The organism is Paenibacillus azoreducens (assembly GCF_021654775.1).
Lineage (GTDB): Bacteria > Bacillota > Bacilli > Paenibacillales > Paenibacillaceae > Paenibacillus_AQ > Paenibacillus_AQ azoreducens.
In genome coordinates this window covers 6,537,405-6,552,444 of record NZ_AP025343.1, presented here as the reverse complement: position 1 = coordinate 6,552,444, position 15,040 = coordinate 6,537,405, and the positions used below count along the sequence as shown (strand labels likewise).

Genomic DNA, 15,040 nt, shown 5'->3' with positions numbered 1-15,040 from the left:
TATGCGAAGCATAACCCTATTGCTCTCCGATATCTCTGTTTTAAAACCACTCGCCATCCAGAGGAATCTGAACCTGATCTTCCAGCCCTTCAGCAAGCAGCCGTTCCTTCAGGTCTGCCCTTGTGGTAAAACAGTGGTTGATCGCTTCCATATGAATGGCAGCCGCCTTTGTGTAAGGGGCATAGCGGCATAAGCTTACGACGTCGTCTTCGTTCATGATGATCGGACCGCCCTGCAGAAATTGGGCTCCGCCTGCGTTAACGATGGTTATGTCAGGGCGGTGTTCATCCAGAGCCTGTTTTACCTCATCGCACCAAATCGTGTCACCGGCGATGTAAAGGGTTGGTTCGCCTACAGCTTTGAACACATACCCGGATACCTGTCCCATTAACTTGCCGATTTCGCCGATGCCATGATGGCCCGATGTGCGAAAGATTGTTATATCTCCAAAAGAAATACTTTCGCCCATTTCCGTCACGTTTGTAAAACCGTCTTTACGTACGGCATCCCCTTCACCAGGTTGAGACAGAATCGGTACTGTCTTATCCAATGCCTCCACTGCCGCCGGGTCCCAATGGTCCGGATGTAAATGGCTTAACAATACGGCATCCGGCTGTACCCACGTTTCTATAGGCAAAGGAAGCGCAGCAAGCGGATTCCGTTTGTCGTTTGCGGTATTGAACACCGGCGGATTGGCCCCTTGGTCGCTGAACATCGGGTCTATAAGAAAGTTATGGCCTGCATATTCGAGCCATAATGAAGCGTTGCGGATCAGTTGTATCTTCATGTCATGACACCCCTTAGCTTGGAATTTGTCGATCTGCTATTATTATAAATGCGGTTGGCATGTGAGCACATAACATGGTGAAACGAAACATCGGCCGAAACTTTCACGGTGAAAGGAATTTATGAAAAGTGAATCAATTTACGATGGATGAAGTGGATTTGCGGATTTTAGAGCATTTGATTGAAGATTCGACCCGCTCATTTAAGGAAATCGGCGAGCTCGTTCACCTGACGGGGCAGGCAGTAGGCGCACGGGTGCGCAAAATGGAGGACGCGGGAGTAATCGAAGGTTATACGCTGCGCTGGAATCCGGAAAGAATCGGGTTGTCCGTACAGGCATTTGTAACGGTTTTTTTGAAATCTCCCATGGCCCATCAACAGTTTCAGTCCTTCGTGCAGCAGCATAAGCAGGTAGTTGAAGCACATCGCGTGAGCGGCGAAGGCTGCTATTGGATGCGCGTGCGGATCGGCTCGCCGCAGGAGCTGAATGAGCTGCTGGATAAGATTTTGGATTACGGAAATTATAAATTAAGTCTGTCGATCGGGCAGATGAAATAACGAATGAAAATCCCCGAGCGAAGCATGGCAAACAGGGGATTTTTTGCTGTCAACACATCAAAAGATCGGAAGTATTTGACAAAACTGGGCGGACATCAGATAATTGTTTACGTCAACAGTTGCTATATCAACCAACGAGGTGATAGGGTGGTATCAAGGGTATTCGACAACATTGGGGTTCTGATTCATACCGTTGATTTGGAGATCACGCAGTATATGAAAAATCAGCTGGCTCCCTATCAATTAGCCCCGGAACAGTATCTGATCCTGGCTCTGCTGCTTGAAGAGGAAGGGATGTCGCAGAACTGCATCGCCCGGCAGCTCGGGAAGGATAAATCCAGCATTACCCGAATGATTGTCAGCCTTGAAGGCAAAGAATATATTCGGAGAGTGGGATGCCCGAATGACCGGCGCTGCTTTAAGGTGTACCTTACCGATAAAGCCAAGGAGCTTAGAGAGGTCGTGAACACCATCAGTATTGCCACGCGGGAGTCGTTAAGCAAAGGTTTGACGGAAGAGGAAACATCCGAACTCAGGCGGCTGCTTGGGAAGGTGCGTGACAACGTACGGAAGGAGTTTGGCTGCCCTGGCTTTTGCAATACCGATAAATAAATCCCAATAGGAGGAATGAGAGAGATGAAGGTAGTAGCACTGGTAGGAAGCATCCGTAAAGATTCATATAACCGGAAGCTTGCGGAGTATGTTAAGAACAAATACAAGGAACAAATGGACGTTGAGATTTTGAACCTCCGCGACATTCCTTTTTATGACCAGGATATCGAAAATGATCCGCCTGCTGCTGTCCAGGAACTTCGTCAAAAAGTGGCTGCGGCCGATGCCGTTTTATGGGTAACGCCTGAGTACAACTATTCGATTCCCGGCGTTCTGAAAAACGTCATTGACTGGCTGTCCCGCGGAGACCGTGTAATGGTAGGCAAGCCATCCTTCATTATGGGGGCATCCATGGGTCTTCTTGGCAGCGTCCACGCCCAAGAGCATCTACGCGATATTCTCTTCTCGCCGGGGGTCAATTCTCCGCTGCTTCCAGGCAATGAAGTATATGTGGGTGTCGTTCACGAAAAAATGGATGCAGAAGGCAATATCACGGATGAAGCAACAGTGATCTTCCTGGATTCCGTTATTAACAACTTCGTGAAATGGTATAACCAACAAGCGTCTGCAATGGCGTTAAAATAAAAATAAACGGGTTTGATCGAAACCCCTGCGGCTTTTGCTGCGGGGGTTTTATGTATGTTCGTATAAGGTATTCCATAAAAGTCAACCGTCCCAAGATGTAGTTTCATGTCTAAATAGGGACAATTTAGGAGGAATTCCGAAATATATGGCGAATTTAGGAAAGGTGCATTTTTAACGTCATTACATTTTTGGGGGTATTTCATTGGTAGGAGTTCTGATTGTACTTTATGTTGCGATTTATCTTGTGATTTGCGGCGCGTATTTCCAACTCGCCAAAAAGGCGGGGAGAGACGATATCGCCTGGTTTGCGTTCGTTCCGATTTTGAACACGATCTTGCAATTGAAGCTGATCAAGGAGAACGCATGGTGGATTTTGATCATGCTGGTGCCGATTGCGAACGTCGTGTTTGCGATCATTTGGCAGGTAAGGCTGCTGAATGCATTCGGCAAAAACTCGGCTCATGTTCTTTTTTGTATTTTCCTGGCTCCGGTTTACATTATTATGTGGATAGTTTGGGGTTACTCCAGCAAGACGCAATACGTGCTTGACGCACCCCCGGCTCCCCCGGGAACATTTGCTTCTTTCTAAGCAGAGGGTGCAGGCATCAATCTTACATAAGTAAATGAAACTTGAAGCAATTTTGATGCATCAGCCTTGATGATTCGATTTATCGTTAAAGATGCACAGATCATGAGAAAAGCCGTCTCCAAACAGCGGATGGGGACGGCTTTTTTAACATATCAAGTATAAACTTCCAGGGTCCCCGCAAAGTAATCGGAATAAGCTTCAAAGGCTACACGTCACTTTGTGGGGTGAATTTCGCATTTCTTAGACAAAGGATTTCAGATGGCAGGGTTTTAGAAACGGCAATGTAAACTGGATCGAACCTGAATTTTGTTGTACACTCGGGAGTAACATCGGTAAACAGGAGGGATTATAGCGTGAGATACGCGAACAGTTTCAGGGAAAGCTCCATGCAAAGTCTGTATGACGTTGCCGCGGCGGTTAATTGCATGGAGCAGCGCAGATCAGGAACCGCCCCTTCCGGTCTAAAAAAATAAGGATTCATACCGTCATAGAGACTTTGCTGCCTTAACGTCAAAATAAAGATATTAAGGAGCAGAGCTAATGAAATATATCAATGCCGAAGCCGTTTTTCCCAAGCGGCTGTTGGATGAGCTGCAGCAGTATGTACAAGGGGACTGGATTTATATCCCTGCTATGAAAGGCGCCCGAAAAGCTTGGGGGGAACGTTCCGGGAGCAGGGAAGCTTTACGCCTGAGAAATGAGGAAATCCGCCTTGCATATACGCGGGGGCGGTCCATCGAACAGCTTTCATCCCAGTTTGGTTTAGCCTATGACACGGTCAAAAAAATCATATATTCCAAATCGTAATGCAGTTTAGCCCGTACAATCCTCGGATTGTACGGTTTTTTTGGCAGTATAGAATTTATAAGTTTTTTTGGGGGTCCCCGCAAAGTATTTGGAATAAGCATCGAAGCATAGGCTCCACTTTGTGGGGTTATTTTGTATCGAAGCATCGGCCGCTTTGTGGGGTTATTTTGTTGTGATGTGTTCGGTTAGGCAGTGTTTTCGGTATATTTATCGCTTCCTAAGGCATATATAATCGGACTTATGAAGGAGGAATTGCGATGAATGTAACCGTTGAATTAAGCACGTTGGATGACAAATTCATTATTAATAATCTATACCCGCTTTATTTACATGACCTGGCCGAAATCAGGAAAACAATGCCAAATGCATATGGCGTGTTTGAAGATAGCGATGATTACAAAACACTGCAGGAGCAGATCCCGGTTTTTGATATTTGGTGGCAGAAGGAAAATATTTTATTCCCATACCTGATCCGGGTGGACGGACTCCCGGCAGGGTTTGGGCTGGTGGCCACGCCGCCTTATTTGGTGGATGAAAGCGAGTTTATGATGAATGAATTTTTTATAATGAGGCCCTATCGGAGTAAAGGCGTGGGCGAGCAGGCGGCAGTAAGTATTTTTAACCTGTTTCCTGGTAAATGGATGCTTTTTACGACCGAAGGGGAGAACAATGTCCGCACCCAAAATTTCTGGAGAAAAACAATTTCGAATTTGACTTCGAACCGGTACACGGAAAGTGACGAGGATCTCCCTCATTTTGGCATATCGAAGGTATTTCGGTTTGAAAACAACCTTATTCTAGAATGAATTTTCTAGTGGGATCAGCGTAATTCCAAATTATTTCATAAGTTTTCATTTTTTTATTGAAATAGATGAGATGCTCTTCATTTATGGCCACCCAAATGACGATATAACAATCATCATGGTGCTATGCTTCGGAAACGCGGTTTTGTCAATGAACATTATGTGAACAACAAAACAGCGGTCTGGAATATGCAATGGACTTCATAGAGTGGGTGGTTATGGATTATGAAAAGAAGAAGCAGCTTGGTGTTCAAGTCGATCATTGTTTTATCAGTACTGTTTTTTTTGCTGGAAAGCATTCTATCCACGTCAGCTAATGTGCAGCTGAGAAACCAGCAGATGGAGGAACTCTCCAATATGGAGTGGACGCTTTACAACATTATTGTTGAGGACATTCCGTATATAGAAAAGGCGAAAACGCTGCTTGGTTCGGATGAACTGATGAAAGATGAACATATTCGGCAGGTTCAGAGGCAGCTGGACAGCATGAAAAAAAACGAGAAAATTTCCAACAGCTACATCTATATGGATGACGGCGAGTCCAAAGGTGACGTTAGAAACATGACGCTCATTTTAGCCAACCAAGAGTTATATGATAAGGGAGTAAAGCCAGGAGACAAATATGAAGCCAAAGGGGCAATGAAGGCGGCTCTCGATGAGATGGACAAGGTGGGCTACGCCACTTCCGCAGTGTATACCACTGAGTTCGGCAAATGGGTTAGTGTCGTCAGCGCGATCGAAGATGCCAGCGGCAAGAAGATTGGTGTCTTTGGCGTTGATTTCGATTATTCAATGATTGCCGATAAACAGCGCAGCATAGCCTTCAAAACCCTCGTTGTCGGCATAGCGGTTGCGGTCGTGTTTATTATCTTTACGATCTTTATGGTAAGATACGCGCTGCGGCCTATTGCCCGGCTGTCCCAACTGAGCATCCGGGTTGCGGAAGGGGATCTGTCGGTAGAGGCTTCGGTTAAGAGCAAGGATGAAGTGGGCGTTTTATCGGCTAATTTCAATACGATGATCGGCAATATCCGCCATCTGATCGACAACGTTCAGCAGACTTCGGAAAAGGTGACCCAGTCTTCCAAAACGCTGGCCGCCAGTGCCGATCAGACCTCGCTGGCAACAGAGGAAATTACCCGTTCGATTCAGGAAGTTGCCAAAGGTTCGGAGACGCAAATGCAGTCGTCCATCGAAAGCCAGATCGCAATGGAAGAGATGACGGTGGGGATCCAGCGGATCGCGGAATATTCATCGCGTTTGTCGGAACATGCCCAGGAGGTTGCCAGAAACGCGGAAACAGGCAATCAGGTTGTGCGGCAGTCCGTGCAAGGGATGGAGAGCATTCAAACAACGGTTTCGGATACGGTGCAAATTTTGGATGAATTGAAGGAGCGGTCTTATGAGATCGAGCAGATCGTTGCTATTATTTCCAATATTGCCGGCCAGACCAATCTGCTGGCGCTGAATGCCTCCATTGAAGCGGCCAGAGTAGGCGAGCACGGCAAAGGTTTTGCGGTGGTAGCCCAGGAAGTCCGGAAGCTGGCAGAGCTGTCAGGGGAGTCTTCCGAGAAGATTTCCGGCATGCTGAATGAAATTGTCGAATATGTAAATCGGGCTTCTACAGCCATGAATGCCAGCATGGATCAGGTGGCCAGCGGTTCCGAATCGGTCAAACAGGCAGGCAAAACATTTGATCAAATCGTGAATTCCTTGCAAAACGTCAATGAACAAGTGCATGAGGTATCCGCCTCCGCCCAGCAAATGTCCGCAGGCAGCGAGCAAGTTGCCGCTTCGCTTGAAGAGCTTGCCCGAATCGGTAAAAACGCATCGGAGCATTCGCAAAGCGTTGCCGCTTCATCTGAGGAGCAGATGGCATCGATGCAGGAAATTGCCGGCTCGGCGACGATGCTGCAAAAAATGGCTGATGATTTGGAGAAGGAAGTCCGCGTATTTAAGCTCAAGGGATAAGATACAAAAATTTTTAAGCTTTTCCAAAGCCACCCAAAAGGGTGGTTTTTGTTTTCTATGGGCAGGCACCTGCTGAAAGCAAGAAGGATATGGCCTATGGATGGCGTAATAATGAGGAAGGATTAACATGCAAAGCTTGAGATGGTTGATTGCACGAAATAGATCAAGAAAGCGGGGATGAACCGATGAGTCAACAAGTCTGTAGGCTGGAAAAAGAAATAACCAAGAAGCTGATGCTGGATTATTTGCTGCATATCCCTCAAAGTTATGACCCGAATAGTGGGCAAAAATGGCCGGTCATTCTATTCCTTCATGGAGCGGGAGAGCGTGGCAGCGATATAGAGCTGGTGAAAATTCACGGCATACCACTCATTGCCGAACGGGATCCGGAATTTCCTTTTATCTCCATATCGCCGCAATGCCCGGAAGGCTCCGATTGGAATGCCGAAAAAGATGCCGTGATGCAGGTGCTTGATGAGGTCATGGCCAATTACGGCACGGACCCGGCACGGGTTTATGTAACGGGACTCAGCATGGGCGGCTACGGAACCTGGCAGCTGGCTGCCGAGAATCCGGGGCGGTTTGCAGCAGCGGTTCCCATCTGCGGCGGCGGTATTCCGAAGATGGCCGGGAAGCTCAAAGATACGCCAGTCTGGGCTTTTCACGGGGCCAAGGATGATGTGGTCCCTTTGGCTGCATCGGAAGAGATGGTGCAGGCGCTTCAATCGATAGGCGGCGATGCGAAGCTGACGGTTTATCCGGAAGCCAATCATGACTCCTGGAGCGAAACCTATGATAACCCTGAGTTGTACGAATGGTTGCTGCGGCATCAATTATTGACACGTCCATAGTCAAGGCGTCAGACCTATCACCGAAAAGGAAAAAATGCTGCAAGGCAATCCCTATAAAGCTTTTGGCGAGGAACTGCTGGTTATAGGCGTGAATTAGTCACGGCATGGTATGAAGTCAAGTCAGCGGGGAAGCAGCCGGAATAAACGCGGGAGGAGTGAAACGATGATTACAATCGAATCCTTGGATCATCTTGTCCTTACGGTGAAAAGCATAGATAAGACCATTGATTTTTATCGAAAGGCATTGAATATGGAAGTGGTTGAATTTGGCGACAACCGGAAGGCGCTTTTGTTCGGACGGCAAAAATTCAACTTACATGAAGTCGGAAAGGAATTTGAGCCGAAGGCCAGGAAGCCGGTTCCCGGATCGGCGGACTTTTGTTTAATTACAAAGGCGCCCATTGAACAAGTCGTTCGGCATTTTGAAGGGATTGGCGTCCCGATCGAGGAAGGACCGGTGCTGCGCACGGGAGCCGTAGGCAGAATCATTTCGGTGTATGTGCGGGACCCGGATGGGAATTTGGTTGAAGTGTCCAATTATATCGATTAAGCTGCAGAAGAACCCCGCCTTGGAAGGGCATGAGATGGGGTTCTTTTTTCGGTCTGGTTAAATCCATATGCTACAATGAGCTTATAACTTGCGCAACCATTTTTCATTCATGATTGATCATCCGTTTTTCAAAGGAGAGGTGGAAGTATGGATTTTAATCATAAGAAGGCCGGAAGGCAGGAAGAAGAAGGGAACGCCGGAGAAAACTGCCGGGATATGTCCGGGAGGGGAAGTCTTGTCGAATCGGCTGTGGACGAATTTGCGAAAAACGGGGGTTTTGACGATTTGCCCGGCAAAGGCAAACCTCTAAAAATCGAACAGGGAGATGTCCTGACCAGCGTGATGAGAAATGCCAATTATCAGCCGCCTTGGATCGAACTGCGGAAAGAAATCGCTGCGGATATCAAACATCTGGCCGATCAGAAGCAGGCGGGTCATATTAAAGACCTGGAAACCGGCCTAGAAGGGGTTAATCAGAAGATTCGCAAATTTAACCGGATCGTTCCGAACCCGTTGCTGCAAAAAGGGCTGATTTCCATCGAAAACGTCCATACGGCCTATGAAAAATGGGTTTAGCACCTGGGAGACGATATCATAATGAATTCAAATGAAACCATAGATGATATAACGTGGCAGAAACTTATTCAGTCGGTAGGGGAGCAATTCAGCGACCTCACGATCAAACGCGGATTTCAATGTTATAAACAGGGGGGTGTTCGTCTAACCGGTATTGCGGATACCGGGCATGTGGCGGCCCTTGTCGAAGAGGATGACCAACACAAGGTCGAACTCGATACCCATAGGTTATCCGCAAGCCGCTGCTCTTGTCCGGATTCAGGGTTTTGCAAGCATATGATTGCCGTTTTGCTGGATTATGCCAGCCAGATGGGCCGCTCCATTCATGCCATCGTGAATGCTCATGCGACTGCGGCATTAAAGCATCCTCTGCCTTTGCAGTCATCACACTCAACCGGGGTGGACGCATCCGGAAAGGGAGATACCATCTCTGCTTTGCAGGCAAAGGCAAGCCGCATTCCCGATATGAGTCTTGCCGAATGGCATGGTTTATTCAAACTATGCATAACGCCGCTCGACTTCGGCAGTACGAATGTCCAGTATGCGAGGAAGGCCATTGAGGCGATTTATGCCTTGAAGCCTGCGCTTCCTCCTGCATTGGAACAGCTGTTTGATCTCCATGCCCATCTGTTTTTGCTCATTAAACTGACTAAGCCGGTTCAGCATCCTGTTCATGCCCATACGTATTTGGGCTATCACACCCAAGTTGCCGCAGACGATCTGCAGGAGGCAATGGGATATATATTCGACCAAGACATTGCGATCCGCAGCGAACCGGAACTATGGCCGCGTATGCTCAAAACTCTCGCTTATTTGCGCAGGCAGATGCTGACGGGGCCGAATAGCTGCAGCTATTTATTTGTGGTTTACGACCAGTTTTGGCGTAAATGGCTGTATCCCAATCTGGAAGATACGACGTTATGTTCGGAAGAGCTGCATAAGCTGCAATCTGCGGAAGAGGAGCTTGAAGAGACTCTTTCCCGCTTGCCGTGGATGCTGGCGCAAAGCAGAATCCATTTTCTGATGGGCGAGGACCGGCAGGCTTGGACGTGGCTTCAGGAGGCAGGGAAAAAGTTTATCATTCCGCATGGATTCCTTCTTTCCTTCCCGAAAGGTTTGGCGGCTGCGGAAGACTGGCCGCGTTTTGCGGAATGGCTTGTGCAGACCGGACCGATGCTGGGCAGCCGCAAAAGGGGCGATCTGCATGAATACATGGAGTATTGGGAACAGGCTGTCCGGCATCTACCTGAGAGTGAAGACCGGATGTGGGAGACGCTCGCGGGCATGCTGCCTTACTCAAAAGAGGTTTATGAGGATAGTTTGTTAACCTACGGTAGATGGCGGCAGTGGATGGATATACAGCTGAGCACGGGGAAGGAACCGCTCGAATTTCGCGTCAGCGTGCTTCAGCCGATTGAAAAGCATGCGCCCGAACTGCTTCTGCCTTTTTATCACCAGGCCGTTGAACGATATATTCTCCTGAAAAACAGACAAGCCTACAAAGCTGCGGTGAAACTGCTCAAGCGTTTATCCAAGCTGTATAAAAAATTGAAGCGGGAAGAGCGGTGGGAACAGTATATAGCCATGTTCGCCAATCGCCACAGCAGGCTGCGCGCCTTGCAGGAAGAGCTTCAGAAAGGAAAGCTGATCTCATGAGCTCATATTTGGCATTTGCAGACGCGATTACAGTCCATGTTCGTTTAAGTGCATATGGTGATGCGCTGATTTACGGATCGTCTTCTTCGCATCGCAGCGTACCGGGACTTGATTTGAAGCAGCGTTTGTTTGCATGGCATGAAGCGTCGTTTTACGGGACGGAGCTGGAGATTCGCCAGATGCAGGGCCAGGGCGTCCAGCTTGTCGTTCTTCCCGCCGAGCAGGTTCTTCCTTTTTTTGCGGAGCGGGCGCTGCTTCATCATATTACATGGGAGTGGGATCAGGATGCGGAAGCTCTGCTCCGGCTTGCTCCGACGCTTGTAGATTGCGTTTGCGAGAAACGGTTTATTCCTAGCTTCGCTTCCTTTCGGGAAGGGAAGCTGCAGTGGACTTGGGATCGATCTTTAATGGAAGATCAGATCCGGCAGCGAATCGACCGCAGCCGTCCGGAGTTTGCCCAGGGGCTGCAGTCGGCTTTTTCGGCGCTGGTGTTCCAGAGCTGCTATGGGACGGAAAGCGCGGCTACCGATTTGCGGAGGGAATATCCGATGTTATTTGCCTCAGGAGCCGCGACTGGCGGTCTCCAAGAAAAAGAGTGGCTGATTTCAATAGGCTGGAAAGCGGATATGGCCCCATTCCGGCCGCTTTTGCAGCTGCTGGAACCGGATGAAGACAGCCCTGCATGGCGTCTTAAGCTGGTTCTGCAGGATAAGTTTGACCCGTCGGTGCTTGTTCCGGTCCGGCTTGGGCCTGATGGGCATGTATCGGGCGTATGGCCGGATTCATGGTCATTCCATGTGAAGGAACGCTCCGCGGGATGGGGTGATCATTTGCGAGCAAGCCTGCCGGGCTTTGTAGAGCAAGGTCACAGCGATGATTTGCTCGGTAAACCGTTGTCCGATGGGGCCGCGTGGCAGTTTTTGACGGTGGACAGCCGGCGTTTGCTGGAGTCCGGATGGCAGGTGCTGCTGCCTGCATGGTGGGAAGCGGCCAGCCGGAAGAAACCGAAGCTTCGGGCCAAAGTACGTGCGGATGAAGGCGATGATAAACGTCAAAGCGGAGGCAACTCCCTGTTTGGACTTGATTCGATCATTCAATTCGACTGGCGTATTGCCATTGGCGAAACCCAATTGACAGAATCCGAGTTTCAAGAGTTGGTGGCGCGCAATGAGCGATTGGTTCGTTTCCGGGGAGAGTGGATGACTCTTGATCCCGCTTTGATCAAACAAATCGGGCAGATGATGGAAGGAATGGACCGGAAGCAGGGCCTTTCCTTTCAGGATGTATTGCAGCTGCATCTTCAGAAAAAAGATGACTGGGCGCAGCGCGGGAAGGAAGACCAGTCGCAGGAAGATGAAACGAATGAAAACTCAACCCGGATTGAACTTGAGGTGGAGCTGAATGAGCATCTCATGGAACTGTTTAATCAGCTTGGGCAGCGTTCGGAATGGCCGCGGCTTGCCGTGCCGCAAGGACTCAAAGCCGAGCTGCGCAATTATCAATATGACGGTTTTTCCTGGCTTGCTTTTATGCGGCGGTTCGGATTAGGGGCATGTTTAGCAGACGATATGGGTCTGGGGAAGACGGTACAATTTATTACGTATTTACTGCATCTGAAGGAAAACGGTGGGGAAGAAGAACAGAAGCTGCCATCTCTGTTGATCTGCCCAACGTCCGTACTCGGAAATTGGCAGAAGGAGCTGGGACGGTTCGCTCCTTCTTTGAATGTGATGCTGCACTATGGCAGCCGCCGTTCCGATGAGGAAGCCTTCCGCCGGGAAATCCGGCATGCGGATATCGTATTGACCTCATATGCGACGGCGACATTGGATCAGGATATTCTCAAAGCGGTTGCCTGGGAATCGTTATGTTTGGATGAAGCCCAAAACATTAAAAATGCCCAGACGAAACAATCATCTGCCGTCCGCAGCTTCCCGGCGAGGCATCGCATTGCGCTGACGGGAACGCCGATCGAAAACAGGTTATCCGAGCTCTGGTCCCTGTATGATTTCATGAACCCGGGGTATTTGGGAAACCTGCGGGCGTTCAGCGCCCGGTTCATACAGCCGATTGAAAAGGAACGGGATGAAGAACGGACGCAGCAACTGCAGAAGCTGGTCAAACCGTTTATGCTGCGCCGTAAGAAGAAAGACCCGGCTATTCAGCTTGCTTTGCCTGAAAAAAACGAAATGAAAACCTATATTCATCTGACCTCCGAGCAGGGAGCCCTTTATGACCAGACAGTAAACGATCTTATGAACCGTGTGCAAAAGCTGGAAGGCATTCAGCGGAAGGGAGCGATCTTATCGGCTCTGACCCATTTGAAGCAGATCTGTGATCATCCGCTTTTGCTGACAGGGGAATCCTTTGAATATCCGAAGGATGAGGATCAATCTATGAACACTGAGGCCCTATTAAGCCGATCAGCCAAGCTTGAGCGGCTGCTGGACATGGTAAGGGAACTGCGCGAAGAGGGGGATCGCTGCCTTATTTTTACCCAGTATATTGGCATGGGAGAGATGCTGCAGCGTGTACTGCAGCAAGAACTTAAGGAGCCAGTGCTTTACCTGAACGGAAGCACGTCCAAGTCCGCCCGCGACCGGATGATCGAACAGTTTCAATCGCAAACGCTGCCGCCTGAGGAGCAGCCTAGCGTGTTTATCCTGTCGATCAAAGCCGGGGGCGTTGGTCTCAACCTTACGGCCGCCAACCATGTTTTCCACTTTGACCGCTGGTGGAATCCTGCCGTGGAAAACCAGGCGACAGACCGGGCCTACAGGATGGGTCAGACCAAGGATGTGCAGGTGCACAAGTTTATCTCTCTCGGTACGCTTGAAGAACGCATTGATGAAATGCTGGAAAGCAAGCAGCAGCTGAGCGATAACGTGATCTCCAGCACGGAAAGCTGGATTACCGAACTATCGACGGAAGCGCTGAAAGACCTGTTTACTTTGCGGAGTGACTGGAACGGGTAGTGATTACGTGTATGTGAATGGATATATGTTGACCTCGGTCATGCAGCTTCATGTTGAAGATTTTGGGGGGGCGCAACTGTAACATTCGATATCCAGGTTCAAATACTCGATATGAATCCATTATGAAATGGATTCAGGGCGCAAGCTTTTGCAGACAGTTGATCATGTGAAATAGAAAATGTTGCGAAAGTGCATCCTTTTCAGGCATTTTATAGCGTGAAATGCAAAATTGTTGCGAAAGTACATCCATTTGACCATGAATCGTCTGCTTATGCCTATAAACCGGGGAAAAGATGCACTTTTGCAAGCTTTCTAGCCATAGTTGCCTGGAACGTTAAAATAGATGCGCTTTTGCAACTTTTCAGATGGAACAGCCCGTCATTTTTTGTGCCGCCTCCTGCGAAATAGTCGAATTTGTAATAATTGTATTATTTTTCTAAATCACCACTTCATAATGCCGCTGTTCAAATACCTGTAATATTATTCATTATGAAATGGATTCATAATTCAAGTTATTAACTAGTTTCTGCAGACTTTTGTGCAGGTGGGAGCTTTTTCTTGGCAAGGTTCACGCCTGTGACTCCCGACACAATCATGATCGCTCCGACCCAATGATACCAGCCGAGCTGTTCATGCAGCAGCAGTACCCCGCCGGCGATGGTCACGACTGTGGACAAGCCGGCAAACACACTGACTTTGGACGCTTCGAGAACCGAAAGCGCAAAATTGGACAAAAATGAAGTCACAAGGAAGGATAACACGCCCAAATATGCCATATCGACGATAAAACCCGGTTTACGAAGCGGCATGAAATATGTTCCTATGGTGCCCGCAGCTCCGTGTTTGACAAGAGCGATCAGGTTGAAAACGATGAATCCGAACAGGATCATCATATAAGTCAAATCTTTCGGGCGCAGCGTCTGTGTCAGCTTTCGGGCGATCGTTGTATAACCGGCCAGCGCCAATGCCGACAGCAGGATCAAAGTAATGCCCAAGAAACTGGCGGAAGAAGCGCCAACGCCCGGAACGGCGAAAACAAGGATGACTCCGGACACCGACAGAAGCGTGCACAGCAGTTGAACCGTGCTGGCGCGTTCTTTTAGGAATACGGCGGCAAGGATCATCGTAAACACCGGCACCGTGGCTTGTACAATGCCTGCGATAGCGGATGAAGCATGCTGCAGTCCGAAAGCCTGAAGAGCGAAAAACAGCGACGGATTCAGAAGCGCCAGCGGAATAACGGCGAATGCTTGCTTCCGCATGGCTTTGAGCCGGGACCAGCCCGGAAAAGCAAACAGGGTGGCCGCGATAAAAGAAAACGTAAAGCGGTGCGCCAGCGAATCCAGCGGGTCGGCAAAAGAAAGCGAGTGTTTGACGAATATGAATGAAAAGCCGATGATGATGGCATTGATAACCGCTGCCAATATGGCTTTTTGCTGAATTGGAAATTTCATGATGACCTCCCTAATATTATGCGCGCTGTGGAGGACCGGTCCTGCTTATGTTTTCTATTCTAAGCCGGGAGCAGCCGTGCAACAATATAATAAAATGTCATCTGTACCGGCACAGATTATTTCTGTGCCGCCGTTACGGCGGGAGATGGCAGGAAACTGCTTGCGTTCCGCGTTAACTTAATAGTATGGATGCGATCCGCGTTTACGTAATAGTATGGATTTGTTCCGCAATCTTCAGTTATTTTACGCAAATTGGCAAGTGATCAT

14 protein-coding genes are annotated in these 15,040 nt (G+C 48.8%); 12 read left to right on the top strand and 2 right to left on the bottom strand.

Annotation, left to right across the window (positions count from 1 at the left end; translation table 11 throughout):
• Positions 1–40: 40 nt before the first annotated feature.
• Positions 41–787 carry an MBL fold metallo-hydrolase gene (locus L6442_RS29350; protein ID WP_212979059.1) on the bottom strand — a complete coding sequence of 249 codons (747 nt, stop codon included), beginning with the start codon at positions 785–787 and terminating at the stop codon, positions 41–43.
• A 128-nt stretch (positions 788–915) separates the two neighbouring features.
• Between L6442_RS29350 and L6442_RS29345 the strand changes: the two genes are divergently transcribed.
• From L6442_RS29345 to L6442_RS29290, 12 genes are all read left to right on the top strand, one after another.
• A complete protein-coding gene (locus tag L6442_RS29345; RefSeq protein WP_373871819.1) occupies positions 916–1,344 on the top strand; it encodes an Lrp/AsnC family transcriptional regulator in 429 nt (142 codons plus the stop codon).
• A gap of 147 nt (positions 1,345–1,491) precedes the next feature.
• Positions 1,492–1,956, top strand: a complete 465-nt coding sequence (locus tag L6442_RS29340; protein ID WP_194232537.1) for a MarR family winged helix-turn-helix transcriptional regulator — start codon at positions 1,492–1,494, stop codon at positions 1,954–1,956.
• Between the two features lie 24 nt (positions 1,957–1,980).
• Positions 1,981–2,541, top strand: a complete 561-nt coding sequence (locus L6442_RS29335; protein WP_194232536.1) for an NADPH-dependent FMN reductase — start codon at positions 1,981–1,983, stop codon at positions 2,539–2,541.
• 202 nt (positions 2,542–2,743) lie between these two features.
• Positions 2,744–3,130: a DUF5684 domain-containing protein gene (locus tag L6442_RS29330; protein ID WP_212979058.1), complete on the top strand. Its 387-nt coding sequence runs from the start codon at positions 2,744–2,746 to the stop codon at positions 3,128–3,130.
• A 540-nt stretch (positions 3,131–3,670) separates the two neighbouring features.
• Positions 3,671–3,937, top strand: a complete 267-nt coding sequence (locus L6442_RS29325; protein ID WP_194232535.1) for a CD3324 family protein — start codon at positions 3,671–3,673, stop codon at positions 3,935–3,937.
• A 257-nt stretch (positions 3,938–4,194) separates the two neighbouring features.
• Entirely contained in the window at positions 4,195–4,743 is a 549-nt protein-coding gene (locus L6442_RS29320; RefSeq protein WP_212979057.1) for a GNAT family N-acetyltransferase, read from the top strand.
• 222 nt (positions 4,744–4,965) lie between these two features.
• Positions 4,966–6,711 carry a methyl-accepting chemotaxis protein gene (locus L6442_RS29315; protein WP_212979056.1) on the top strand — a complete coding sequence of 582 codons (1,746 nt, stop codon included), beginning with the start codon at positions 4,966–4,968 and terminating at the stop codon, positions 6,709–6,711.
• Between the two features lie 185 nt (positions 6,712–6,896).
• Positions 6,897–7,562 carry a carboxylesterase family protein gene (locus tag L6442_RS29310; protein WP_212979055.1) on the top strand — a complete coding sequence of 222 codons (666 nt, stop codon included), beginning with the start codon at positions 6,897–6,899 and terminating at the stop codon, positions 7,560–7,562.
• 163 nt (positions 7,563–7,725) lie between these two features.
• The gene (locus tag L6442_RS29305; RefSeq protein WP_212979054.1) at positions 7,726–8,112 is read left to right on the top strand and encodes a VOC family protein; all 387 of its coding nucleotides are present in this window, start codon (positions 7,726–7,728) and stop codon (positions 8,110–8,112) included.
• Between the two features lie 147 nt (positions 8,113–8,259).
• The gene (locus L6442_RS29300) at positions 8,260–8,688 is read left to right on the top strand and encodes a DnaJ family domain-containing protein (protein WP_212979053.1); all 429 of its coding nucleotides are present in this window, start codon (positions 8,260–8,262) and stop codon (positions 8,686–8,688) included.
• 21 nt (positions 8,689–8,709) lie between these two features.
• Positions 8,710–10,344 carry an SWIM zinc finger family protein gene (locus tag L6442_RS29295; RefSeq protein WP_212979052.1) on the top strand — a complete coding sequence of 545 codons (1,635 nt, stop codon included), beginning with the start codon at positions 8,710–8,712 and terminating at the stop codon, positions 10,342–10,344.
• The gene (locus L6442_RS29290; RefSeq protein ID WP_212979051.1) at positions 10,341–13,319 is read left to right on the top strand and encodes a DEAD/DEAH box helicase; all 2,979 of its coding nucleotides are present in this window, start codon (positions 10,341–10,343) and stop codon (positions 13,317–13,319) included. The genes L6442_RS29295 and L6442_RS29290 overlap by 4 nt, the downstream gene beginning before the upstream one ends.
• 515 nt (positions 13,320–13,834) lie before the next feature.
• On the opposite strand, the gene L6442_RS29285 is transcribed toward L6442_RS29290, so the two are convergent.
• A complete protein-coding gene (locus L6442_RS29285) occupies positions 13,835–14,773 on the bottom strand; it encodes a DMT family transporter (RefSeq protein ID WP_212979050.1) in 939 nt (312 codons plus the stop codon).
• Positions 14,774–15,040: the final 267 nt, after the last annotated feature.

What these genes read in the sequence shown, in the direction of transcription:
- L6442_RS29305 (WP_212979054.1), top strand. Translation starts at nt 7,726, where the DNA reads ATGATTACAATCGAATCCTTGGATCATCTTGTCCTTACGGTGAAAAGC.
- L6442_RS29300 (WP_212979053.1), top strand. Translation starts at nt 8,260, where the DNA reads ATGGATTTTAATCATAAGAAGGCCGGAAGGCAGGAAGAAGAAGGGAAC.
- L6442_RS29315 (WP_212979056.1), top strand. Translation starts at nt 4,966, where the DNA reads ATGAAAAGAAGAAGCAGCTTGGTGTTCAAGTCGATCATTGTTTTATCA.
- L6442_RS29350 (WP_212979059.1), bottom strand. Translation starts at nt 787, where the DNA reads ATGAAGATACAACTGATCCGCAACGCTTCATTATGGCTCGAATATGCA.
- L6442_RS29295 (WP_212979052.1), top strand. Translation starts at nt 8,710, where the DNA reads ATGAATTCAAATGAAACCATAGATGATATAACGTGGCAGAAACTTATT.
- L6442_RS29325 (WP_194232535.1), top strand. Translation starts at nt 3,671, where the DNA reads ATGAAATATATCAATGCCGAAGCCGTTTTTCCCAAGCGGCTGTTGGAT.
- L6442_RS29310 (WP_212979055.1), top strand. Translation starts at nt 6,897, where the DNA reads ATGAGTCAACAAGTCTGTAGGCTGGAAAAAGAAATAACCAAGAAGCTG.
- L6442_RS29335 (WP_194232536.1), top strand. Translation starts at nt 1,981, where the DNA reads ATGAAGGTAGTAGCACTGGTAGGAAGCATCCGTAAAGATTCATATAAC.
- L6442_RS29320 (WP_212979057.1), top strand. Translation starts at nt 4,195, where the DNA reads ATGAATGTAACCGTTGAATTAAGCACGTTGGATGACAAATTCATTATT.
- L6442_RS29290 (WP_212979051.1), top strand. Translation starts at nt 10,341, where the DNA reads ATGAGCTCATATTTGGCATTTGCAGACGCGATTACAGTCCATGTTCGT.
- L6442_RS29285 (WP_212979050.1), bottom strand. Translation starts at nt 14,773, where the DNA reads ATGAAATTTCCAATTCAGCAAAAAGCCATATTGGCAGCGGTTATCAAT.